Below are 24,249 nucleotides of genomic sequence, written 5' to 3' on the forward strand. Positions count from 1 at the left end.
GCCGGTCTGGCGGAAGGTGATAACTCACGCATACGGAGCCTCGCGATGACAACACAACCGATGACGATTACGCTCAGCTCCCAAGCCGCCGACGCGCGCTGGGGTGACAAAGCGTTGCTGAGCAGCAATGACAGTGGCATGACGATTCATCTCACCGGCGCAGATGTGCTGCTGAGTATTCAACGCGCGGCGCGCAAACTCGATGGTCAGGGTATTCGCCATGTCGCCTTAAGCGGCGAAAGCTGGGATCTGGAGAAATGCTGGGCGTTCTGGCAGGGCTACCGTGGCCCGAAAGGATCACGTCAGGTGGAATGGCCGACCCTGAGCGAGCAGGATCAGAACGAATTTGATCGTCGCCTGAAGATCGTGGATTGGGTACGTAACACCATCAACCTGCCTGCTGAAGATCTCAGCCCGGAGCAACTGGCGCACAGCGCGATTGATCTGATTTCTGCTGTCGGCGGCGACGCAGTGAGCTATCGCATCACCAAGGGTGAGGATTTGCGCGAGCAAGGTTATCTCGGCATTCATACCGTTGGTCGTGGCTCAACCCGCGCACCGGTTCTGCTGGCGCTGGATTTCAATCCGGGCGGTGACGAAAATACCCCGGTTTATGCTTGCCTGGTGGGTAAAGGCATCACCTTTGATACCGGTGGTTACAGCCTGAAGCAGAGCGGCTTTATGGACTCGATGAAGTCCGATATGGGCGGGGCAGCAACGGTTACTGGCGCACTGGCGCTGGCGATCTCGCGCGGTCTGAATAAACGCGTGAAGCTGTACCTGTGCTGTGCCGACAACATGGTCAGCGGCAATGCGTTCCGTCTTGGCGATATCATTCGTTACCGCAACGGCAAAACCGTTGAAGTGATGAACACCGACGCGGAAGGGCGTCTGGTGCTGGCCGATGGCCTGATTGACGCCAGCGAGCAGAAGCCGGAACTGTTGATTGACGCAGCAACCCTGACCGGTGCAGCCAAAACTGCGCTCGGTAACGATTACCACGCGCTGTTCACTTTTGATGACGTGTTGGCGCAATCGCTGCTGGGTAGCGCGGCCAGTGAAAACGAAGCCTTCTGGCGTCTGCCGTTGGCGGAGTTCCACCGCAGCCATCTGCCGTCAAACTTTGCTGATCTCAATAACATCGCCAGCCCGGCACACTCCGCCGGTGCCAGCAGCGCGGCCGCGTTTCTGTCGCACTTCGTCAGTCAATATCAACAGGGCTGGCTGCATATCGACTGCTCAGCGACCTACCGCAAAAGCGCGGTTGATCAATGGTCAGCAGGCGCAACCGGCCTCGGGGTTCGCACCATCGCGAACTTGTTACTGAAATAATGTCCCGTTAAGGCACATTACGTAGCGGCGCGGGTTTGAAAATGACGCGCGATAAATCGCGCCGCTACGGAGCAGTGCAGACACGTATTTTTGGAAAAACCAAACCATGAGTAACCGTCTTGAAGAGGTGCTGAAACTGGCTGCCACCGAGCCTGCGCACCGCCCGGAGTTCTTTCAGTTGCTGCTTGAAGCCGATGTCTGGGTGCCGGGTGAAAGCAGTGCGCAGCAGTTCGACGCCACCACACCGGTCGATCTTCAGCACTGGGAAAAGGAAGACGGCGGTAGTGTCATCCCCTTTTTCACGTCTGAACAGGCGATGAGCGAAGCCATCAAAGATGAGCAACCTTACCTGCGTCTGCCGGTACGCACCTTGTTTGAAATGACGCTGGGTGAAACCTTGTTCCTCAACCCGAAACTCCCGGCAGGGAAAGAATTTTCACCGGGCGAAATTGCGCATCTACTGGGTGAAGAGGGCAGCGCGCTCAGCCAGCAAACGGTACTGGAAGGCGGCCATGCCTTGCTGCTCTCCGAAGTGGCTGAGCCACCGGCGCAGATGGTTGACTCACTTACCCAGCTGTTTGCCAAATATAAACAGGTACGACGCGCGTATATTGCCAGCATTCGTGAGCAGGCCGATGAGACGCCAAATCTGTTGATTGGCATCGAGGCGGATAGCGATATTGACGCGATTATCCAGGCGGCGGGCAGCGTGGCGACAGATACGCTCACCGACGATGTGCCGATCGATCTCTGTGAAGTGGTTAGTGGCGAGCATGGCGTCAGCCATTTCTTCACCGTCCACATTACGCCTTTTTACGAGCGCCGCTGGGGCAGCTTCCTGCGCGATTTTAAAGGCAGTCAGCGCATTATCTAAAACTGAATTCTCTGTAGCGGCGCGATTTATCGCGCGGATTTTTCTGGCACCGCGCGCGATAAATCGCGCCGCTACGATGATTATTTCTCGATTGGGAGGTCGTCGCGACTTCCCCATTCACCCCAGGAGCCGTCGTACAGGGTAACATCCCGCACGCCAAGCGATGTCAGCGCCAGAATCACCACCACCGCCGTCACGCCTGAGCCACAGCTGGCGATGATCGGTTGTTCCAGCTTCACGCCTGCCTTCTCAAATTCCGTACGCAGTTCTGCGGCGGGTTTCAGTGCACCATTCGCCACCAGATTGTTCCACGGCACGTTACGGCTGTTGGGGATGTGGCCACGCAGCAGGCCGGGACGCGGCTCGTCGACTTCAGCATTGAAGCGATTCGCGGCGCGAGCATCGACAATCTGTGCGCCACCCTCATGGCTGATCAACAACACATCGGTCAACCGTTTCACCTGGGTGCTGTCATACTTCGCCTCAAACTCCCCTTCAGATAAGCTTACCGGGCCGGTCGCCAGCGCGTAACCTGCCGCTTTCCAGCCGGCCAGGCCGCCCGCGAGGATCGACACATTAACGCAGCCAAAGGCGCGTAACATCCACCAGGCGCGTGGTGCGGAGAACAGGTTGCCTTCGTCGTAAACCACCAGATGTTTATCCTGGCTGACGCCCAGTTCGCGCATCGCCACGGCAAAGGCCTCGGCACGCGGCATCATGTGTGGGTAAGGGCTGGTATGATCGGACAGGGCTTCGATATTAAAGAAAGGGGCGTTGGGCAGATGCCCGGCCAGATACTCTGCCTGGATATCACGTACCGCTTCCTGGCCGGGTGGCAACATGCGCGCATCCAGCACCTGTAGGGTTTCCTCGGTGTAATGTTCTTTTAACCAGTCAGCAGACACAAACAGGGGAGCTGTCATAGCAACCTCTTCTCATCAATCGGGAAAGACTCAGTGTCCGGGAATGTGGACGCTATCTCAAGGGTTAGTAAGGAGAAAGTTGGGGATGGTCATTCGGGTATGGCACATTTTTGGTCGGCTTGCCCCGACAAAAATCAATTATTTTCAATAATTCCTCTGATCGACGATAGGCAACGCCCGATGATGTCCCTATAATCGCCCCGTTTTCTTACCGGGCGGGTTCCCGGTTTCTTCAGGATGCTAAATATAGAGGTCAACATGGCAATCGAACGTACTTTCTCAATCGTTAAACCAAACGCTGTCGCCAAGAACGTGATTGGTGCAATCTACAACCGTTTTGAAAGCGCGGGCTTCAAAATCGTTGGCGCTAAAATGCTGCACCTGACCAAAGAGCAGGCTGAAGGCTTCTACGCGGAGCACAAAGGCCGTCCGTTCTTCGACGGTTTGGTTGAATTCATGACCTCTGGTCCGGTTGTGGTTTCTGTACTGGAAGGTGAAAACGCTGTTCAGCGTCACCGTGATCTGATGGGTGCAACCAACCCGGACAACGCGCTGGCAGGCACTCTGCGTGCTGACTACGCAGACAGCTTCACCGAGAACGCCACTCACGGTTCAGATTCAGCAGAATCCGCTGCGCGTGAAATCGCGTACTTCTTCGCTGAAAACGAAGTCTGCCCGCGCACTCGCTAAGGTGGCGTAAGGTTTACACCTTTTAACCCGGTGTAAATCTGTTCCCCTGGCATCATGCCGCAGATGTAGTACAATTATGCGCCCTTGTTGAGCCTGCTCAGCAAGGGCGCTGTTTTTTTCCTATTCTTAACCAGAGCCATAACGTGTAACAACGAGGCCAGAGAACATTATGTCCGAACAGATTGTGACGCCGTCGTCCGCTTCCCCCGTGGTTGTCTCCCCAAAAAACGAAAAAATTAACCTGCTGGATCTCAACCGTCAGCAAATGCGCGAATTCTTTGTTTCGCTGGGTGAAAAACCATTTCGTGCCGATCAGGTAATGAAGTGGATGTATCACTACTGCTGCGATGATTTCGAGCAGATGACTGACATCAACAAAGTGCTGCGTGGCAAACTGATGCAGCTCACTGAGATTCGCGCCCCGGAAGTGGCTGAAGAGAAGCGATCCAGCGATGGCACCATCAAATGGGCGATCCGCGTGGGCGACCAACTGGTGGAAACCGTGTACATCCCTGAAGATGACCGCGCTACGCTGTGCGTCTCTTCCCAGGTAGGTTGTGCACTGGAGTGCAAATTCTGTTCGACGGCGCAGCAAGGTTTTAACCGTAACCTGCGCGTATCAGAAATTATCGGTCAGGTGTGGCGTGCGGCGAAAATTATCGGTGCCGCCAAAGTGACCGGCCAGCGTCCGATCACCAACGTGGTGATGATGGGCATGGGCGAACCGTTGCTGAACCTCAACAACGTTGTACCGGCGATGGAAATCATGCTGGATGACTTCGGTTTTGGTCTGTCCAAACGTCGCGTAACCTTGTCGACCTCAGGTGTGGTTCCGGCGCTGGATAAGCTGGGCGATATGATTGACGTCGCATTGGCAATCTCACTGCACGCACCGAACGACAAGCTGCGCGATGACATCGTGCCGATTAACAAGAAATACAACATCGAAACCTTCCTCGCGGCGGTGAAACGTTACCTGGCGAAGTCGAATGCGAACCAGGGACGCGTCACTATCGAGTACGTGCTGCTGGATCACGTTAATGACAGCACTGACGATGCCCATCAGTTGGCCGAATTGCTGAAAGACACGCCGAGTAAAATCAACCTGATTCCGTGGAACCCCTTCCCGGGTGCGCCGTATGGCCGCAGCTCCAACAGTCGCGTTGATCGTTTCTCTAAAGTCTTGATGGAGTATGGTTTTACCACCATCGTGCGTAAAACCCGTGGTGACGATATTGATGCCGCCTGTGGTCAGTTAGCGGGCGATGTTATCGACCGTACCAAACGTACCATGCGTAAAAAGATGGCCGGTGAAGCCATCTCTGTGAAGGCGCTCTGAAACTCCGCGCCTGGTGATATTCACCAGGCGCAACTCATGTCAGTCTCTTCCGCCTGAATCACTCAGGGAGAACGGACAATGAGTAAGGGATTACCGGCAGTGTTATTGGCAGGCTTTGTTGTAACCGGTTGTGTCAGTGAGCCCGCGCATCAGGGCGCGGCAGATATTCGTTTGCAGCTTGGATTGCACTATCTGGCGGTGCAGGATTTTCCGTCTGCGCAGCGTAATTTGCTGCGAGCACAACAAGCTGCGCCACAGGACTATCGTGTTCCTTTGGCGCTTGCACGCGTGGCTCAGGCGCAGCAGAATATCGCGCAAACGCGTTGGTACTACCAGCGCGCGCAGCAACTGGCTCCTGCCAACGGTTACGTCGCTAACAATTACGGTGCGTTTCTCTGCGGTTTGAGGCAGTATGACGAATCGCATCAACAGTTTAAGTTAGCGGCTGATGCGCAGGAACCCGACGCCCGTCACGATGCATTATTATTTTCGGGCTATTGTTACCTGCAAGCTGAAGATAATGCCGCTGCGCGGGGGCAATTAACTCGCGCGTTGGATGAAGCACCGGAGCAGGGCAGGCAACTGCTGACGGAGGCGGAAAGGCAGTTTGATCAGCAAGCGTGGAACAAGGTTTCACTGCTCTTAGAGGTTTATGACCACAGGCTGCCTGCCAGTGCAGACAGTTTATGGTTACAGATACGTTTCGCCGCGCAACAGGGAAACGCTGCTGACGTTACACGTTATGGCGACCGGTTGGCGCGAAGTTTTCCACAATCGATACAGTACCAGCGTTATTTAGCTAATGAATACTGAAGCCACTCAAGAGAAATCTGCAGTACATTCCACAGGTGAACGCCTGCGACTGGCCCGTGAGCAGATGGGGCTGACCCAGCAAAACGTCGCCGAACGCCTGTGCCTGAAACTTTCCACCGTACGTGATATTGAAGAGGACAAGTCGCCAGCCGATTTAGCCTCCACTTTCCTGCGCGGTTACATTCGTTCCTACGCGCGTCTGGTGCATGTACCGGAGGACGACTTGTTGCCGATGATGGCGAAACAGGCACCGGTGCGTGCCGCCAAAATCGAGCCGATGCAGAGCTTCTCCTTGGGTAAACGCCGTAAGAAACGTGATGGCTGGCTGATGATCTTCACCTGGTTGGTGATCTTTGTCGTCATCGGTTTAACCGGTGCCTGGTGGTGGCAGAACCATAAAGCCTCTCAGGAGGAACTGGTGTCGATGGCTGACCAGAACGGCAGCAACAGCGATAACAGCCAGTCAATTCCGTTGGGCGATAACAGCAGCAACGACACCACTGCCGATGCCGATATTAACGGTGCCGGCACGCCAGTGGATAACGGTGCGGGTGCGGTTGCTACCCCGAACACATCCGCTCAGAGCAGCACTGCGCCAGCAACAACGCCTGCTGCGTCAGCCGCACAAAGCAATGACAACGCGGTGGTATCCCCGAGCCAGGCTCCGGTCGATACCACACCGCCACCTGCGACCTCTCCTGCGCCGGTCAATAGCGTGGAAGGTCAGTTGCCCACCGGTGGCGCTGGCGTAAGCCAGGCACCGAGCGATCCAAACGCGCTGGTGATGAACTTCAGTGCCGACTGCTGGCTGGAAGTGACCGACGCGAGCGGTAAAAAGCTGTTCAGCGGCCTGCAACGCAGTGGCGGTAAACTTAGCCTTGCCGGTCAGCCTCCGTATCGTCTGAAAATTGGTGCGCCAGCGGCTGTGCAGGTGCAATATCAGAATCAGCCCGTTGATTTGAGTCGTTTTATCCGTAATAACCAGGTTGCTCGTCTGACCGTGGGTGCGCAATAACGCGCACCTCACCTGCCGGGCAATTGTGGAGAGAGAATATGCATAACGAAGCACCCATTATCCGTCGCAAATCAACGCGGATTTACGTCGGCAAGGTGCCAGTCGGCGATGGTGCGCCTATTGCCGTTCAGTCGATGACCAACACCCGCACCACGGATGTTGAAGCGACGGTCAATCAGATCAAAGCGCTGGAGCGCGTGGGCGTTGATATCGTCCGTGTCTCAGTGCCGACGATGGATGCGGCGGAAGCCTTCAAACTGATTAAGCAACAGGTCAATGTGCCGCTGGTGGCGGATATTCACTTTGACTACCGCATTGCACTGAAAGTCGCGGAATACGGTGTCGATTGTCTGCGTATTAACCCAGGCAATATCGGCAACAACGAGCGTATTCGTCAGGTAGTGGATTGCGCACGTCACTACAATATTCCGATCCGTATCGGCGTTAACGCCGGTTCACTGGAAAAAGATTTGCAGGAAAAGTACGGCGAACCCACGCCGCAGGCGCTGCTGGAATCAGCGATGCGCCATGTGGATCACCTCGATCGTCTCAACTTTGATCAGTTCAAAGTCAGCGTCAAAGCCTCGGATGTCTTCCTCGCGGTGGAATCTTATCGCCTGCTGGCGAAAGCCATCGATCAACCGCTGCACCTCGGGATCACTGAAGCGGGCGGCGCGCGTGCCGGTGCGGTGAAATCCGCTATCGGTTTAGGGCTGCTGCTGTCTGAAGGAATCGGCGATACGCTGCGTATTTCGTTGGCGGCCGATCCGGTGGAAGAAGTCAAAGTCGGTTATGACATCCTCAAATCACTGCGTATTCGCTCACGCGGCATCAACTTTATTGCCTGTCCGACCTGTTCGCGTCAGGAGTTTGATGTGATCGGCACGGTGAATGCGCTCGAGGAACGCCTTGAAGACATCATCACGCCGATGGATGTCTCGATTATTGGATGCGTGGTCAACGGACCTGGCGAAGCGACCGTCTCCACGCTCGGTGTGACCGGCGGTAATAAGAAAAGTGGTTTCTACGAAGATGGCGTGCGTCAGCGCGACCGCCTCGACAATCAGGACATGATCGACCAGTTGGAGGCGCGTATTCGTGCCAAGGCATCGATGCTGGACGAAAGCCGTCGCATCAACGTGCAGCAGCTGGAAAAATAAGGGAAGGTACGCATCCGCGTACCCGTTTGTGATTGAACCTGTGCGGTTTCATCCTCATAAGGTATGATGCCGGACAGGTTTTTTTGTCTTAAGAGATTCTAACGTGGCGAAGAATATTCAAGCGATTCGCGGGATGAACGATTACCTGCCAGCAGATACGGCAATCTGGCAGCGTATTGAAGGTACGCTCAAGCAGGTGCTGGCCAGCTATGGTTTCAGTGAAATTCGCCTGCCGATCGTTGAGCAGACTCCGTTGTTCAGCCGCGCGATTGGTGAAGTCACCGACGTGGTTGAAAAAGAGATGTACACCTTTGAGGACCGCAATGGCGAAAGCCTGACGCTGCGTCCTGAAGGCACGGCGGGCTGCGTGCGCGCCGGTATCGAACACGGTTTGCTGTATAACCAGGAGCAGCGTCTGTGGTACATGGGCCCGATGTTCCGTTATGAGCGCCCCCAGAAAGGTCGTTACCGTCAGTTCCACCAGATGGGTGCGGAAGTGTTTGGTCTGCAAGGACCCGATATTGACGCGGAACTGATTATGATGACCGCGCGCTGGTGGAAAGCGCTGGGTATCGCCGACCATGTCCAACTGGAGCTGAACTCTATCGGTTCCCTGGAAGCGCGTGCCAACTATCGTGACGCGCTGGTGGCCTTCCTCGAAAAGCACAAAGAGGTGCTGGACGAAGATTGCAAACGCCGCATGTACACCAATCCACTGCGTGTGCTTGATAGCAAAAATCCGGACGTCCAGCAGCTGTTGAATGATGCGCCGACGCTGGGTGACTTCCTTGATGAAGACTCCCGCGCGCACTTCAGTGGCCTGTGTGCTCTGCTGGATGATGCCGGTATCAAGTACAGCATCAACCAACGCCTGGTACGTGGTCTCGACTATTACAACCGTACCGTGTTTGAGTGGGTGACCAGTGCGCTGGGTTCACAAGGCACAGTGTGTGCGGGTGGTCGCTATGATGGCCTGGTGGAGCAACTGGGCGGTCGCGCGACGCCAGCCGTTGGATTTGCCATGGGAATGGAGCGCATGGTGTTGCTGGTTCAGGCCGTTAACCCGGAATTTGAACCGACGCGCATTGTTGATGTCTATGTTATCGCTTCGGGGCAGGGCGTACAGTCTGCCGCGATGCAACTGGCGGAAAAACTGCGTGATGCTGACCCACAATTGAAGCTGATGACCAACTTCGGTGGTGGTAACTTCAAGAAGCAGTTTGCCCGTGCAGACAAGTGGGGCGCGCGCATTGCGCTGGTGCTGGGTGAAGATGAAGTGGCAACCGGGCAGGTAGTGATTAAAGACCTGCGTACCGGCGATCAGCAGACGCTGGCCCAGAGTGAAGCCGCCGCGACGTTGCGCACGCTGTTGCAGTAAGCGTGCATCGCAACAGCCATTTTTAGGAGAAAGATTGCGTGGAAGTTTACAGCAACGAAAACGAACAGGTTGATGCGCTGCGTCGCTTTTTTGCCAACAATGGCAAGGCGCTGGCGGTAGGCGTTGTCATTGGTATCGCAGCATTGGGTGGCTGGCGTTTTTGGGCCAGCCATCAAGCAGGTGCCGATAAAGCAGCCTCAGCACAGTATCAGCAGCTGACCAGTGCCATGCAGGCTGATAAGCCGCAAACGCTGGAAGCGGTTGCCAGTTTTGCCAGTGCAAACAACAACACCTACGGTGCGCTGGCGTCTCTGGACCTGGCGAAGCAGTACGTTGAGACCAACCAGCTGGACAAAGCCATCGCTCTGTTGCAGAGCGGGCTGAAAGATACCAAAGATGCCAACTTGCAGGCGGTAATTAACCTGCGTCTGGCACGCATTCAACTGCAACAAAATCAGGCCGATGCCGCACTTTCTACCCTCAACAATGTTAAGGGTGATGGCTGGACAGCTATCGTAGCGGACATTCGTGGCGAAGCGCTGCTGAGCAAAGGCGACAAGCAGGGCGCGCGTGATGCCTGGAGCAAAGGTGCGGAGTCGCAAGCTTCTCCGGCACTGAAGCAAATGTTGCAGATGAAGATGAATAACTTAAGTTAAGCCAGTCAAGAGAGCGCACATGGAATTACGTAAATACCTGCTGCCAGGGCTGATTTCAGTCACCCTGCTCAGCGGTTGCTCGCTGTTCAGCGGCGAAGAAGATGTAGTGAAAATGGCCCCGCTGCCGAAGGTTGAAAACCAGTTTACGCCGCAAACCGCGTGGAGTACCTCGGTTGGCGATGGTGTGGGTGATTTCTACTCCAATCTGCATCCGGCCTGGCAGGACGGTACCGTCTATGCGGCTGACCGCTTTGGCGTGGTGAAAGCGCTTGATGCCAGCAACGGCAAAGAAAAATGGAAAGTGAATCTCTCTGAGAAGACCGGCTTCTTCTCGAAAAACATCTCCGCTCTGCTGTCAGGTGGTGTCACCGCGAACGGCGATCACATCTTTATCGGTAGTGAACGCGGTCAGGTCTTTGCACTGAACACCAGCGATGGCAGCATTGCCTGGCAGACGAAGGTCGCGGGTGAAGCGTTGTCGCGTCCGGTGGTCAGCGATGGCCTGGTACTGATTCACACCAGCAACGGTCAGTTGCAGGGACTGGATCAGGCCACGGGTGCCATCAAGTGGAGCGTCAACCTGGATATGCCAGCGCTGTCACTGCGTGGTGAATCCGCGCCAGCGGTTGCCTTCGGCGGTGCGATTGTTGGCGGTGACAATGGTCGCGTCAGCGCAGTGATCATGAACCAGGGGCAGTTGATTTGGCAGCAGCGTATTTCGCAGCCAAGTGGTGCGACTGAGATCGATCGTCTGAACGATGTCGATACCACGCCGGTGATCGTCAATGGCGTGGTTTACGCGCTGGCCTACAACGGCAACCTGACGGCGCTGGACCTGCGTTCAGGCCAGATTATCTGGAAACGCGAAATCGGTGGTGTGAAAGATCTGATTGTTGATGGTGGCCGTATTTACCTGGTTGACCAGAATGACCGCGTCGATGCGCTGAACGCCGATGGCGGTGTGGCTATCTGGCGTCAGAGTGAGTTGCTGCACCGTAACCTGACTTCCCCGGTGCTGTTTGACGGCTACCTGGTGGTGGGTGACAGTGAAGGCTACGTGCACTGGATCAATACGCTGGATGGCCGCTTTGTGGCACAGCAGAAACTCGACAGCTCCGGCTTCCAGACCGAACCGGTGGTGGCGGGTGACAAGCTGCTGATTCAGTCAAAAGACGGTGAGGTTTACGCCATCTCCCGTTAAGGGCCTGGTCTGGCTGTAGGTTACGACGGCTCCTGATTGTTCAGGGGCCGTTTCGTTTTTATGGTATTCTTAGCGCCTTCAGCCTGAACCTTACGGCAAATGCCGTTATAATCACGCCATTCGGGCGATTAAATTTTAAAAACTGAGGCAAGTGTTATGGTACCTGTGGTCGCGCTGGTTGGGCGTCCCAATGTGGGAAAATCTACGCTGTTTAACCGCTTAACGCGCACCCGTGATGCGCTGGTGGCGGATTTTCCTGGACTGACTCGCGATCGCAAATATGGTCGCGCCGAAGTTGAAGGGCGCGAATTTATTGTTATTGATACCGGTGGTATCGATGGCACCGAAGAAGGCGTCGAAAACCGCATGGCGGAACAATCGCTGCTGGCGATTGAAGAAGCGGATGTGGTGTTGTTCCTGGTGGATGCCCGTGCGGGTGTGATGCCAGCCGATCAGCAGATCGCCAATCACCTGCGTGCGCGTGAGAAGGCCACGTTCCTGGTGGCGAACAAAACGGACGGTCTTGATCCGGAAGCGGCGGTGCTGGATTTCTACGCGCTCGGCCTCGGTGAGATTCATGCAATCGCGGCCTCTCATGGTCGTGGCGTGACATCGTTGCTGGAAACGGCACTGCTGCCGTGGATGGACGAAGTGGCACCGCTGGAAGTCAGCGAAGAGGACGAAAACGAAGCCTACTGGGCGGCGTTAGCGGCAGAAGAGAACGGTGAGACGCTGGAAGAAGAGGAAGAAGATGACTTCGACCCGACCACGCTGCCAATCAAACTGGCGATTGTGGGCCGTCCTAACGTGGGTAAGTCAACGCTTACTAACCGTATCCTCGGTGAAGACCGTGTGGTGGTGTATGACATGCCGGGTACCACGCGTGACAGCATCTACATCCCGATGGAGCGTGACGATCGTGAATATATTCTGATCGACACCGCCGGTGTACGTAAACGCGGAAAAATCACCGACACCGTGGAGAAATTCTCGGTAATTAAGACCCTACAGGCGATTGAAGACGCTAACGTAGTGATGCTGGTGATTGATGCGCGTGCGGGCATTTCCGATCAGGATCTGTCGCTGTTGGGCTTTATCCTGAACAGTGGGCGCTCACTGGTCATCGTGGTCAACAAATGGGATGGCCTGTCGCAGGAAGTGAAAGATGAAGTGAAAGAGACGCTGGATTTCCGTCTGGGCTTTATCGACTTCGCGCGTGTGCACTTTATCTCGGCCCTGCACGGCAGTGGTGTGGGTAACCTGTTTGAGTCAGTGACCGAAGCTTACGATTGTTCCACCAAGCGTGTGAATACCTCGATGCTGACGCGCATCATGAATATGGCTGCCGAAGACCATCAGCCGCCGCTGGTGCGTGGTCGTCGCGTGAAGCTTAAATACGCGCATGCCGGTGGTTATAACCCGCCGATTGTGGTGATTCATGGTAACCAGGTGAAGGATCTGCCTGATTCCTACAAACGTTATCTGATGAACTACTTCCGCCGTTCACTGAACGTTATGGGTACGCCGATTCGTATTCAGTTCAAAGAAGGGGATAACCCCTATGCAGGCAAACGTAACCTGCTGACGCCAACGCAGCAGCGTAAACGTAAGCGTCTGATGGCGCACCTGAAAAAGAACAAGAAATAAGATGATGAGGGCCAGATTGGCCCTCATTTTTTTATCTGTCTGGAGAACGATATGAGCGCCCATTGCCCCAACTGTCAGCAATTACTCACCCACAGCGATGCGGGATTCGATTGTCGCCATTGCGGCAGCCATTTTGGTGAGATCGCCATCTGCCCGGATTGCCATCAACCGTTGCAGGTGCTGAAAGCCTGTGGCGCAGTGGATTATTTTTGCCAGCACGGCGACGGCCTGATTTCGAAAAAGCGGGTGACGTTTATCCCCGACGTCGCCGAATCGTAGCGGTGCGATTTATCGCGCAATTCCGCGCTCGATGTAAGAAACCCCCGCGCAATAAATCGCGCCGCTACGGAAATATGCTATTTCAGCTTCTTAAATTTTAATAAGTTACGACTGGATTTGTAGCAAAAATGCTATTACCCAGTAACTCCTGCGTTATGGATGTTCACTTTTTAATGTACCAGGTGGTACAATCCTGCCGCCTTGTGGCGAACATCAATAGCGCTTCGCTGTGTCCTTCCTCACAAGACTGCATCTCGGGCGTCGCACCCGTACCAATAGTTCTAAAATAAAGACGTAAACGAAACGATTCCTGCCACAGGCAGGGCACGGGATCTGTGACCGGAAAGCACCCATATCTGGCACCTGCGCTTTATTTTTTCAGGAGAGTTTGTGTTATGGCAGAAAATCCCGCTCGCCCCTGTAAAGGGTTGAGCATCTGGTCTGTATTGTTCGGACTGGTCCTGTTGGCCGTTGGCCTGTTCTTCGCCATCGGCGGTGGTAAGCTGGTTTCTCTTGGCGGCAGCTGGTACTTCCTGATCAGCGGTATTGTTATGCTGCTGTCGGCGGTTCAATTCTTCCGTCGTAAATCTTCAGCCGTTACCCTGTTTATTCTGGTCTTCGCTGGCACCCTGATTTGGGCGCTGGTGGATGCGGGTTGGGTATTCTGGCCGCTGGTTTCACGCCTGATGGTCCCTGCTGGCCTGATGCTGCTGGCGTTCCTGACCTGGCCTGCATTGCGCAAAGCTGAGGGCAAAACCTCGCTGGCTAAAGTCTCTTACGCGCTGTCTGCGGTGATTGCCGTGGGCATGGTGGTGACCTTTGTTCAGATGTTCCAGCCTCATCCGACCGTGGCTTTTGAAGGCAAAGAGCTGCCGCTGATTCCGGTGGATAAAGCGAAACAGCAGAAAAACTGGGACAATTACGGTAACACCCCGGGGGGTAATCGCTTTGTGGCGTTGGACCAGATCACGCGTGATAACGTCAAGGATCTGCAAGTCGCCTGGACGTTCCACACCGGTGATACCCCGATCAGCCCGACCGGTAACGGCGCGGAAGATCAGGAAACCCCGTTGCAGGTTGGCAACACCCTGTACCTGTGTACGCCACACAACAACGTGATTGCGGTTGCGGCTGATACCGGTAAGCAGATCTGGAAACGTGAAATCAACGCCCAGTCTCAGGTGTGGAACCGCTGCCGTGGCCTGGCGTACTTTGACGCGACCAAACCGCTGACGCAACCGACTCAACCTGGCTCAACGCCGGTGACCCCGGTGACTCTGGCGGCGGGTGATACCTGTCAGCGTCGCATCTTGATGAACACCATCGATGCGCGTCTGATTGCTATCAATGCTGACAACGGTGAGTTCTGTGAAGATTTCGGTAACCACGGCGTGGTGGATCTGAAAGCGGGCCTCGGCAACGCACCAGACCCGCAGTATCAGCTGACTTCCGCACCTGCGATGGCAGGTACCACTGTAGTGGTGGGCGGTCGTGTTGCTGATAACGTGCAAACCGACATGCCGGGCGGCGTACTGCGTGGCTTCGACGTCATCACTGGCCAGATGCGTTGGGCGTTTGACCCAGGCAACGTGGACCCGAATGCCGTACTAATGCCGGGCAAAGACTATACCCGCAGCACCCCGAACTCCTGGGCACCAATGTCCTACGATCCGGCGATGAACACCGTGTTCCTGCCGATGGGTAGCTCGTCTGTTGACCTGTATGGTGCAGATCGTACCAAACTGGATCACAAATTCGGCGCATCTATTCTGGCGCTTGATGCGACTACCGGTGAAGAGAAGTGGGTTTACCAGACCGTCCATAACGATCTGTGGGACTTCGACCTGCCGATGCAGCCGAGCCTGGTTGACTTCCCGATGAAGGATGGCACCACTAAGCCTGCGGTCGTGATCGGTGCGAAAACCGGTATGATTTGGGTACTGGACCGCCTGACCGGCAAGCCTTTGACCAAAGTTGAAGAACTGCCGATGCCGCAGGGCCACATCCCGAACGAGCAATACACCAAAACCCAACCGCACTCGGTAGAAATGCCGAACATCGGTAACCAGACCCTGAAAGAGTCTGATATGTGGGGTGCTACGCCGTTCGACCAACTGATGTGTCGTATCAGCTTCAAATCCATGCGTTACAACGGCCTGTTTACCGTGCCGGACACCGATGTGTCCCTCAGCTTCCCGGGTTCACTGGGTGGTATGAACTGGGGTAGCATCTCGTTTGATCCGAACAACCAGTACATGTTCGTCAACGATATGCGTCTGGGCCTGTGGGTGCAGATGGTTCCGCAGGACACCAGCAAAGCAGCTACCAGCAATGGTGGCGAAGCGGTGAACACCGGTATGGGTGCGGTCCCGCTGAAAGGCACACCGTATGCAGTCAACAAAAACCGCTTTATGTCTCCGCTGGGTATTCCGTGCCAGGCTCCGCCGTTCGGTACCATGTCTGCGATTGATATGAAGACCCGTCAGATTGTCTGGCAGGTGCCGGTAGGTACGGTGCAGGATACCGGTCCGTTCGGTATCAAGATGCACGCTCAGATGCCTATTGGTATGCCGACGCTGGGTGGCTCTCTGGCAACGCAGGGTGGCCTGGTATTCTTCGCCGGTACTCAGGATTACTACCTGCGTGCGTTTGACAGCTCAACCGGTAAAGAAGTGTGGAAAGCCCGTCTGCCAGTAGGTAGCCAGGGTGGCCCGATCAGCTACGTGTCTCCGAAAACCGGCAAACAGTACATCCTGATCTCCGCAGGTGGTGCTCGTCAGTCTCCGGACCGTGGTGATTACGTGATCGCCTACGCTCTGCCGTAACCGTCACTGCCTCGGCCAGTGCCTGCTGGCCGGGTAAACGAAAAAAGGACCGACATCGCCGGTCCTTTTTTTATGCCTGTTCGCCATCTCGCCACAGCGCTTCCAGCTCGGGTGGCGCAACCTGCTCAGGAATCAGTATCACAATCGTTCCTGACTGCTGATGGGTGGCATAACTGATTTGCAGGCGAAAATAGCGTTGATCGCCACGCCCCATGCTGGCAGCCTGATCTTCTGGTTCACCCAGTGACATCGCCTGCTCAAGCACGCTGCATACCCGGTGTTTTTGTGGTTCAGGCAATTGCGCCAGGGCAAAACGGCGTTCGCCACGTAAATGTGGGATAAAAGCCAGCCCGCCTTCGCGAGCCAGTTCAATAATCGCATCATCGGTGAGTGGGGGAATGTTCACATTACACCAACCTCCTGCCATGCAGATTGAATTGCATCCGCCACCGAGCGATTAAAGCGTTTGCTGGCATGCTGGATGGTAAAGCCAGCAAAGGTGCTGAAATTCGCATCCTGCGGCAGGCTACGGTCGCATAACGTGTCGTACCATGCCTGACCCGCCAGTTCCCAGGCAAAACCGCCCAGCGCTTTGGCAGCGAGATAAAATGCCCGGTTAGGAATCCCGGAGTTGAGGTGTACGCCACCATTATCATCACGGGTTTCGATGTAATGGGCCATATCGGCAGGTTGCGGATCTTTTCCTAACATCGGATCATCATACGCCGTGCCAGGCGCTGACATGGAGCGCAGGCCGCGTCCGTTGATCCCTTTTGCCAGCAACCCTTCCCCGATGATCCAGTCGGCCTGATCGGCGGTTTGCTGCTGGTGAAATTGTTTTACCAGCGAACCGAACACATCCGACATCGACTCATTCAGCGCACCCGGCTGTGAGAAATAAACCAACCCGGCTTCGCTTTCGGTCACGCCGTGGGTTAACTCATGCGCCACTACGTCGATGGCGATGGTAAAACGATTAAAGATCTCACCATCGCCGTCACCGAACACCATTTGCTGGCCGTTCCAGAACGCGTTCTGATACTCCTTGCCGTAATGCACGGTACCGTCCAGTTTTAACCCCCGGTTATCCAGCGAGTTACGTTGATAGATTTGCCAGTAGAAATCGTAAGTGATCCCGAGATAGTCCCAGGCTTCTTCTGCTGCCACGTCACCGTTGCCAGGCTGGCCTTCCTGGCGTAACAGCGTGCCGGGCAGATTTTGCGTATGTTCGGCATCGTAAATCGCACGCACCACCTGGCCGGGTGTGGCCGCGCTGTTGGGGGAGGTGGTGCGTTTGTGTTCGGCCATCAGATGTTGAACATGGGTCAGCGTGCGGCGTGCATAATCCTGCTGTGGAGCGGAGCCATGCGCAATAATATTGCGTAACATGTAAGGTGGAATCACGCTGTAAGGCATATCAGACTCCCTGACAGATGAATGTGTCAGAAAGTATAGGCCAGGTAGGTCGTGGCGCGATTTATCGGGCGGGTTTACGAGGGGTAAGGGCGGTCACTTCACTTTCCACCCAACCATCATCCAGCCGGGTGCGTAGCAGATCGCCTTTGCTCAGCTGCTGCATTTTCTTCACCACATGGCCCTGGGTATCCGTGGTGACGCTAAAGCCACGCGCCAGGGTCGCCAACGGGCTGACCCCTTCAAGCTGTGCCGCCAGCGTGCCGAAGCGCTGACGATGCTGATTTAACTGGTTCTGCATTCCCTGTTGCAGCCGATATTGCCACTGCTGTAGCTGTTGCTGAGCACGCAAAATACGTGGCTGTGGCTGCTGTGCGTTCAGGCGTTGTAGCAGACGATCCTGTTGATGACTGGCGCTACGCAGACGCTGATCCATTGCGTCATGGAGTTTCTGCTGCAATTGCAGCAGGGCGGTGTTTTGTCGTGCCAGCCGCAGTTGCGGGTGTTGCTGCTGCAAGCGATGCAGAGTACGCGTGTAGCGGCGCTGCTGCTGCGCCAGATAGTAATCCATCGCCATTTCCAGGCGTTGCTGCTGAGATTGCAGACGGCGCAACAATTCCAGCTGATTACGGCTCACCAGCTCAGCGGCGGCTGAGGGGGTTGGCGCACGCAGGTCGGCAACAAAATCGGCGATGGTGACATCAGTTTCGTGGCCGACTGCGCTGACAATCGGCAAGCGGCTGGCAAAAATGGCGCGCGCCACGCGTTCGTCGTTGAAGCTCCACAAATCTTCCAGCGAACCGCCACCACGTCCGACAATCAGCACATCACATTCATCGCGCAGGTTTGCCAGTTCAATGGCACGCACAATCGCAGCGGGGGCATCCACTCCTTGCACCGCGGTGGGATAAATCACCACCGGCAGGGAAGGGTCACGACGGTGCAGCACGCGCAGCACATCGTGCAGCGCCGCGCCGGTTGCCGATGTGATCACCCCAACCTGGCGTGCCGGATCCGGCAACGGTTGTTTAAATTGCTGATCAAATAAACCCTCTGCCGCCAGCCGGGTTTTCAACTGTTCGAACTGCTGCTGCAACAAGCCTTCACCGGCCGGATGCATGCTTTCGATAATCAGTTGATAGTCGCCACGCGGTTCGTACAGCGTGATACTGGCACGCACCAGCACCTGCTGACCGTGCTGGGGGCGAAAGGCCACCCGACGGTTGCTGTTACGGAACATGGCACAGCGTACCTGGGCACCATCATCCTTCAGGGTGAAGTACCAGTGGCCGGATGCCGGTTGGGTAAAGTTGGATATCTCAGCACTGAGCCACACCAGGCCCATTTCATTTTCCAGCAGTTGACGCACCGTGGTATTCAGGCGGCTGACAGTAAAAATATTGGCGGTTGGCGGTAGCGACATGTGATGCAGATCAAATATCAAATCAGAGGGTTAATTAACCGATACTACATGGCTGGTACAGGGGATCAAGAGTTTTTCTGAAAAAACACTGGAGGCAACCGATTTCGGCCTGTATAATGCCGCGGCAATATTTTATCTGTTCTCATTCACCCCCAGGTTGAGATATTGCCATGCTACGAATCGCTAAAGAAGCACTCACATTTGACGACGTTCTGCTCGTTCCTGCTCATTCTACCGTTCTGCCTAACACGGCCGATCTCAGCACCCAACTGACGAAAAACATTCGTCTGAACATCCCTATGCTCTCCGCAGCGATGGACACCGTGACCGAAGCCGGTCTGGCGATCGCGCTGGCACAGGAAGGTGGTCTGGGCTTTATCCACAAAAACATGTCAATTGAGCGCCAGGCGGATGAAGTTCGCAAGGTGAAGAAACACGAAAGCGGCGTGGTCACCGAGCCACAAACCGTGCTGCCGACCACCACCCTGGCGGAAGTGAAAGAACTGACCGAGCGTAACGGCTTTGCCGGTTACCCGGTGGTTAACGCCGACAACGAATTGGTAGGTATCATCACCGGTCGTGACGTGCGTTTCGTGACCGATCTGAGCCAGCCAGTTTCTGCGGTGATGACACCGAAAGAGCGCCTGGTCACGGTGAAAGAGGGCGAAGCCCGTGACATCGTGTTGCAGAAAATGCACGAAAAACGCGTTGAGAAAGCGCTGGTGGTGGATGACAGCTTCCACCTGCTGGGCATGATCACCGTTAAAGATTTCCAGAAAGCCGAACGTAAACCTAACGCCTGTAAAGATGCGCAGGGCCGTCTGCGTGTGGGTGCGGCGGTAGGTGCCGGTGCGGGCAACGAAGAGCGTGTTGATGCGCTGGTTGCGGCAGGCGTGGACGTTCTGCTGATCGACTCCTCACACGGTCACTCTGAAGGTGTGTTGCAGCGTATCCGTGAAACTCGTGCGAAATACCCGGACCTCGAGATTATCGGCGGCAACGTTGCCACCGGTGCTGGTGCTCTGGCGCTGGCGCAGGCGGGTGTGAGCGCGGTGAAAGTGGGTATTGGCCCTGGCTCCATCTGTACTACCCGTATCGTAACCGGCGTAGGTGTTCCGCAGATCACCGCCGTTTCTGACGCGGTAGAAGCGCTGGAAGGTACCGGTATTCCGGTAATTGCTGATGGCGGTATCCGTTTCTCTGGCGACATCGCAAAAGCAATCGCAGCCGGTGCGGCGGCAGTCATGGTCGGCTCTATGCTGGCGGGTACGGAAGAATCTCCGGGTGAAATCGAGCTGTATCAGGGCCGTTCATTCAAATCCTACCGTGGCATGGGTTCGCTGGGTGCGATGTCTAAAGGTTCTTCAGACCGTTACTTCCAGACCGATAACGCCGCCGACAAACTGGTGCCGGAAGGTATCGAAGGTCGTGTAGCCTATAAAGGCCGTCTGAAAGAGATCGTGCACCAGCAGATGGGCGGTTTGCGCTCCTGTATGGGTCTGACCGGTTGTCCGACTATCGATGACCTGCGCACCAAAGCTGAATTTGTGCGTATCAGCGGCGCAGGCATTCAGGAGAGCCACGTCCATGACGTGACCATCACCAAAGAGTCGCCGAACTACCGCTTGGGTTCATAATCCCGTAAGATTTACCGCCCGGCTTTAGCCGGGCGCTTTTATTATTAAGTCCATCCCAATGGAAACGCCGCAATGACGACTGAAAATATTCATAAACATCGCATTTTGATCCTCGATTTTGGTTCTCAGTATACGCAACTGGTCGCGCGCCGCGTGCGTGAGCTGGGCGTCTACTGCGAACTCTGGGCGTGGGATGTCACCGAAGAGCAAATTCGTCAGTTCAACCCGAACGGCATCATTCTTTCTGGCGGCCCGGAAAGTACCACCGAACTGAACAGCCCGCGTGCACCGGAATACGTTTTCAACGCTGGCGTGCCGGTGCTGGGCGTGTGCTATGGCATGCAGACCATGGCGATGCAGCTGGGTGGTAAAGTTGAAGGCTCCACCGAACGTGAGTTTGGTTATGCGCAGGTTGAAGTGACAACCCCGAGCGCGCTGATTCGTGACATCGAAGATGCCATCAGCGACGCAGGCAAACCGCTGCTGGACGTATGGATGAGCCACGGTGACAAAGTGACTGCCATCCCGGCTGACTTCGTTACCGTCGCCAGCACCGAAACCTGTCCGTTTGCCATCATGGCCAACGAAGAGAAGCGTTTTTACGGCGTGCAGTTCCACCCGGAAGTGACTCACACCCGTCAGGGTCTGCGTATGCTGGAGCGCTTTGTGCGCGATATCTGCGGCTGTGAAGCGCTGTGGACCCCGGCAAAAATCATCGAAGATGCGGTTGAGCGTATTCGCGAGCAGGTTGGCGAAGACAAAGTCATCCTTGGCCTGTCTGGCGGCGTGGATTCTTCCGTCACTGCGATGCTGCTGCACCGCGCGATTGGTGACCGTCTGACCTGTGTATTCGTCGACAACGGCCTGCTGCGTTTGAACGAAGCTGACCAGGTGCTGGAGATGTTTGGCGACCACTTCGGGCTGAACATTGTCCACGTAGCGGCGGAAACGCGTTTCCTTGAAGCGCTGGCGGGTGAAAACGATCCGGAAGCCAAACGCAAAATCATCGGTCGCGTATTCGTTGAAGTCTTCGACGAAGAAGCGGGCAAACTGACTGACGTAAAATGGCTGGCGCAGGGCACCATCTATCCGGATGTGATTGAGTCTGCGGCTTCTGCCACTGGCAAAGCGCATGTCATCAAATCGCACCACAACGTCGGTGGCCTGCCGAAAGAGATGAAGTTAGGTCTGGTCGAGCCGCTGAAAGAGTTGTTCAAAGACGAAGTGCGCAAAATCGGTCTGGAGCTGGGCCTGCCATACGCCATGCTGTACCGTCACCCGTTCCCGGGTCCAGGCCTTGGCGTGCGCGTGCTGGGCGAAGTGAAGAAAGAGTATTGCGATCTGCTGCGTCGTGCCGATGCCATCTTCATTGAAGAACTGCATAAAGCTGACCTGTATAACAAAGTCAGCCAGGCGTTCACCGTGTTCCTGCCGGTCCGTTCCGTGGGTGTGATGGGCGATGGTCGTAAATACGATTGGGTAGTGTCACTGCGCGCAGTCGAAACCATCGACTTTATGACCGCACATTGGGCGCACCTGCCGTATGACTTCCTTGGCCGTGTCTCCAACCGCATCATCAACGAAGTGAACGGTATTTCACGCGTGGTTTATGATATTTCGGGTAAACCACCGGCAACCATTGAGTGGGAATAATCCCCGCTCCAGTTGCATAATCATCCTGAGCCCGCATTATTGCGGGCTTTTTTGTTTCATCAACCCGGTCCGTCACTGCCCGCCGCCAGCAGCGGCACCACCACATCGCTAATCGGGGTAGCGATACTGTGGACACGGCCATAGCGCTGTACGACGCCGTTGCGGATGTCCCATTCCAGCGGGCGATCGGCCTGGCGATCCGCCAGAATCGAGGTGCCTAAATCCACCGGTGCACGATGGAAGCCATCGACAATTTCCTGTGGCACCGCATCACTCAGATTCGCGCCTTCTGCGCGTGCTACCGTCAGACATTCGCGCAGATACGCCAGCGCCAGTTCAGTGATATCAGGACGCGAAAACATTCCGGCACGACGATTTGCCAGCACCATCAACCCGGCGACCGCGTTCTGCAATAACTTACGCCAGGCAATCGATTTAAAATCGTCTGAGATATCGACCTGACAGCGGGTATCGCGTAACGCAGCTACCACCAGGTGGGTCTGCGGGGTAGCTGGCAGGGTCAGGCGTGGTTTGGCGCGCAGCCACACCGAGGCGTCAGGTTCACGTTGCGCAGGGAACCACACCACTGAGGGCAGAACCGTGGCACCTGCGACGAAGGGGGCCAACTGTGCTGGCTGTTCAACACCGTTTTGCAGCGCGCAGACGACCGTCTGTTCATCGCACAGCGCGGCCAGCCACGGGGCGGTGGCTGCAATTTGGGTGGTTTTTACTGCAACGAAAACCAGATCGAAGGGGGCTGCTACTTCAGCGGGGATTGTGTGTACAGGTCCGGGCACGATAATTTTTCCCTCGTCGTGACGCAGTTCCAGCTGCGCATGTGCCGTGCGGCCAAAAATCATCGGCGTGCGACCTACTTCATGCAGTGCAGCCGCAATGGTGGTGCCAATAGCGCCGGGGCCAATCAGCGCAACAGTGGGATTTTCGTTTTTCATCATGATGCCCCTTTTTGAAAGGATAAATCGCGCGTTACGGAATGTGTTTAAACTTCCCAGTATTACGACACTAATATTGCATAGAAATGATGAGGGTATTTATCTTGCTGCCATCTTCTCCTTGCCCGGCCCCACCACCATCCACACCGCTACACAAACCATCACCGCGCCCAGCACAAACCCACTGGACAGCGTCTCACCCAGCACCAGATAACCCCACAGCACCGCAAAAGGCGGAATCAAAAAGGTGACGGTTAACGAACGCAGCGGACCGATATCGGCGATCAGGCGGAAATAAAGAATGTAAGCCAGTGCGGTACAAATCAGACCAACAGCGATCACGCTGGCCCATACGCTCGGTTGCTGCCAGTTAATCTCCGGTTCATACGCGACAGAAAAGGCAAAAAACGGCAGCAGAAATAACGTCGCACCAATCTGGCTACCAAAGGCGACTGTCTTCGCATCCAGACCGCCGCGCTGCGAAATCCAACGTCGTGTCAGGAAGCCAGCCAGTCCGTAGCAGCCGGTTGCCACCAAACAGGCTACGACACCCGCCAGCACGTTGCTGTCTGCATGACTTTCGCCCAGCGTAGTGATGATGGTGATACCCACCAGTCCCAGTATCACACCAATCCATTTGCGTGCCGTCAGTTTTTCACTGAAGAACATCACTCCGATGATTGCCCCCATTAATGGCGTCGTCGCATTCAGGATGGCGGAGTAACCTGCCGGGAGCCATTTTGCCGCCAGACAATACATAAAAAACGGCAGGCCGGAATTGATCACGCCAAGGACGAGAGCGGCACGCAGTTTACCGGCAAAATTAAACGAGGAGCGCAGTACCAGCATGATCAGCGCCAGCCCAATAAAACCAAACAGGACACGCAGGAACGCCGTATTTATTGCCCCGAATTGAGGCGCGGCAATCCGCATAAACAGAAAACTTGCCCCCCAGATTGCGGCCAGAAGAATCAGTCTTGTATAGTCCTGGATACGCATTTGATTACTCCATTAGCTCAACTTAATCGTAAATATCAC

General features: G+C 55.5%; 21 protein-coding genes. 15 read left to right on the forward strand and 6 right to left on the reverse strand.

Going from position 1 to position 24,249, the window contains the following annotated elements:
- Positions 1-45 precede the first annotated feature (45 nt).
- Positions 46-1,332, forward strand: a complete 1,287-nt coding sequence (pepB, locus tag CTZ24_RS13825) for an aminopeptidase PepB (protein ID WP_208723813.1) — start codon at positions 46-48, stop codon at positions 1,330-1,332.
- A gap of 106 nt (positions 1,333-1,438) precedes the next feature.
- Positions 1,439-2,206: an enhanced serine sensitivity protein SseB gene (sseB, locus tag CTZ24_RS13830; protein ID WP_208723814.1), complete on the forward strand. Its 768-nt coding sequence runs from the start codon at positions 1,439-1,441 to the stop codon at positions 2,204-2,206.
- Between the two features lie 80 nt (positions 2,207-2,286).
- On the opposite strand, the gene sseA is transcribed toward sseB, so the two are convergent.
- A complete protein-coding gene (gene sseA, locus CTZ24_RS13835) occupies positions 2,287-3,129 on the reverse strand; it encodes a 3-mercaptopyruvate sulfurtransferase (protein WP_208723815.1) in 843 nt (280 codons plus the stop codon).
- A 258-nt stretch (positions 3,130-3,387) separates the two neighbouring features.
- Here sseA and ndk point away from each other — a divergent pair, with 258 nt between their 5' ends.
- The 11 genes from ndk (at position 3,388) to CTZ24_RS13890 (ending at position 16,132) form a co-directional block, all read left to right on the forward strand.
- Positions 3,388-3,819, forward strand: coding sequence for a nucleoside-diphosphate kinase (ndk, locus tag CTZ24_RS13840; RefSeq protein WP_007884899.1), 432 nt, complete (start codon positions 3,388-3,390; stop codon positions 3,817-3,819).
- Positions 3,820-3,988: 169 nt separating this feature from the next.
- Entirely contained in the window at positions 3,989-5,158 is a 1,170-nt protein-coding gene (gene rlmN / locus CTZ24_RS13845) for a dual-specificity RNA methyltransferase RlmN (RefSeq protein WP_013510084.1), read from the forward strand.
- A gap of 78 nt (positions 5,159-5,236) precedes the next feature.
- Entirely contained in the window at positions 5,237-5,971 is a 735-nt protein-coding gene (gene pilW / locus CTZ24_RS13850; protein ID WP_208723816.1) for a type IV pilus biogenesis/stability protein PilW, read from the forward strand.
- Positions 5,961-6,986 (forward strand): cytoskeleton protein RodZ, encoded by a 1,026-nt coding sequence (gene rodZ / locus CTZ24_RS13855; RefSeq protein WP_208723817.1) that lies wholly within the window; start codon positions 5,961-5,963, stop codon positions 6,984-6,986. The genes pilW and rodZ overlap by 11 nt, the downstream gene beginning before the upstream one ends.
- Before the next feature lie 38 nt (positions 6,987-7,024).
- Positions 7,025-8,146 (forward strand): flavodoxin-dependent (E)-4-hydroxy-3-methylbut-2-enyl-diphosphate synthase, encoded by a 1,122-nt coding sequence (gene ispG / locus CTZ24_RS13860; protein WP_013510081.1) that lies wholly within the window; start codon positions 7,025-7,027, stop codon positions 8,144-8,146.
- A 103-nt stretch (positions 8,147-8,249) separates the two neighbouring features.
- Complete coding sequence (gene hisS / locus CTZ24_RS13865) at positions 8,250-9,524, forward strand: histidine--tRNA ligase (protein WP_208723818.1); 1,275 nt, start codon at positions 8,250-8,252, stop codon at positions 9,522-9,524.
- Between the two features lie 38 nt (positions 9,525-9,562).
- Complete coding sequence (locus CTZ24_RS13870; protein ID WP_021184346.1) at positions 9,563-10,180, forward strand: YfgM family protein; 618 nt, start codon at positions 9,563-9,565, stop codon at positions 10,178-10,180.
- 19 nt (positions 10,181-10,199) lie between these two features.
- Positions 10,200-11,381 (forward strand): outer membrane protein assembly factor BamB, encoded by a 1,182-nt coding sequence (gene bamB / locus CTZ24_RS13875; protein WP_208723819.1) that lies wholly within the window; start codon positions 10,200-10,202, stop codon positions 11,379-11,381.
- A gap of 156 nt (positions 11,382-11,537) precedes the next feature.
- Entirely contained in the window at positions 11,538-13,028 is a 1,491-nt protein-coding gene (gene der / locus CTZ24_RS13880; RefSeq protein ID WP_208723820.1) for a ribosome biogenesis GTPase Der, read from the forward strand.
- Between the two features lie 51 nt (positions 13,029-13,079).
- Entirely contained in the window at positions 13,080-13,307 is a 228-nt protein-coding gene (locus tag CTZ24_RS13885) for a zinc ribbon domain-containing protein (protein WP_021184343.1), read from the forward strand.
- 395 nt (positions 13,308-13,702) lie between these two features.
- Positions 13,703-16,132, forward strand: a complete 2,430-nt coding sequence (locus CTZ24_RS13890) for a glucose/quinate/shikimate family membrane-bound PQQ-dependent dehydrogenase (protein WP_208723821.1) — start codon at positions 13,703-13,705, stop codon at positions 16,130-16,132.
- Positions 16,133-16,202: 70 nt separating this feature from the next.
- On the opposite strand, the gene CTZ24_RS13895 is transcribed toward CTZ24_RS13890, so the two are convergent.
- The 3 genes from CTZ24_RS13895 to xseA all read right to left on the reverse strand — a co-directional run bounded on the left by CTZ24_RS13895 (position 16,203) and on the right by xseA (position 18,968).
- The gene (locus tag CTZ24_RS13895) at positions 16,203-16,538 is read right to left on the reverse strand and encodes a protealysin inhibitor emfourin (protein ID WP_021184341.1); all 336 of its coding nucleotides are present in this window, start codon (positions 16,536-16,538) and stop codon (positions 16,203-16,205) included.
- Positions 16,535-17,548: a M4 family metallopeptidase gene (locus tag CTZ24_RS13900; protein ID WP_208723822.1), complete on the reverse strand. Its 1,014-nt coding sequence runs from the start codon at positions 17,546-17,548 to the stop codon at positions 16,535-16,537. The genes CTZ24_RS13895 and CTZ24_RS13900 overlap by 4 nt, the downstream gene beginning before the upstream one ends.
- 61 nt (positions 17,549-17,609) lie before the next feature.
- Entirely contained in the window at positions 17,610-18,968 is a 1,359-nt protein-coding gene (gene xseA, locus CTZ24_RS13905; RefSeq protein ID WP_208723823.1) for an exodeoxyribonuclease VII large subunit, read from the reverse strand.
- Positions 18,969-19,138: 170 nt separating this feature from the next.
- On the opposite strand from xseA, the gene guaB reads away from it, so the two are divergent.
- Positions 19,139-20,605: an IMP dehydrogenase gene (guaB, locus tag CTZ24_RS13910; protein WP_013510071.1), complete on the forward strand. Its 1,467-nt coding sequence runs from the start codon at positions 19,139-19,141 to the stop codon at positions 20,603-20,605.
- Positions 20,606-20,677: 72 nt separating this feature from the next.
- Positions 20,678-22,258 carry a glutamine-hydrolyzing GMP synthase gene (gene guaA, locus CTZ24_RS13915; protein ID WP_021184338.1) on the forward strand — a complete coding sequence of 527 codons (1,581 nt, stop codon included), beginning with the start codon at positions 20,678-20,680 and terminating at the stop codon, positions 22,256-22,258.
- 59 nt (positions 22,259-22,317) lie between these two features.
- Here guaA and CTZ24_RS13920 read toward each other — a convergent pair whose 3' ends face one another.
- Entirely contained in the window at positions 22,318-23,211 is an 894-nt protein-coding gene (locus CTZ24_RS13920; RefSeq protein ID WP_208725559.1) for an oxidoreductase, read from the reverse strand.
- Between the two features lie 99 nt (positions 23,212-23,310).
- Positions 23,311-24,210 (reverse strand): DMT family transporter, encoded by a 900-nt coding sequence (locus tag CTZ24_RS13925; RefSeq protein WP_208723824.1) that lies wholly within the window; start codon positions 24,208-24,210, stop codon positions 23,311-23,313.
- Positions 24,211-24,249 lie beyond the last annotated feature (39 nt).

The sequence above is a fragment of the Pantoea phytobeneficialis genome, assembly GCF_009728735.1.
GTDB classification, from domain to species: domain Bacteria; phylum Pseudomonadota; class Gammaproteobacteria; order Enterobacterales; family Enterobacteriaceae; genus Pantoea; species Pantoea phytobeneficialis.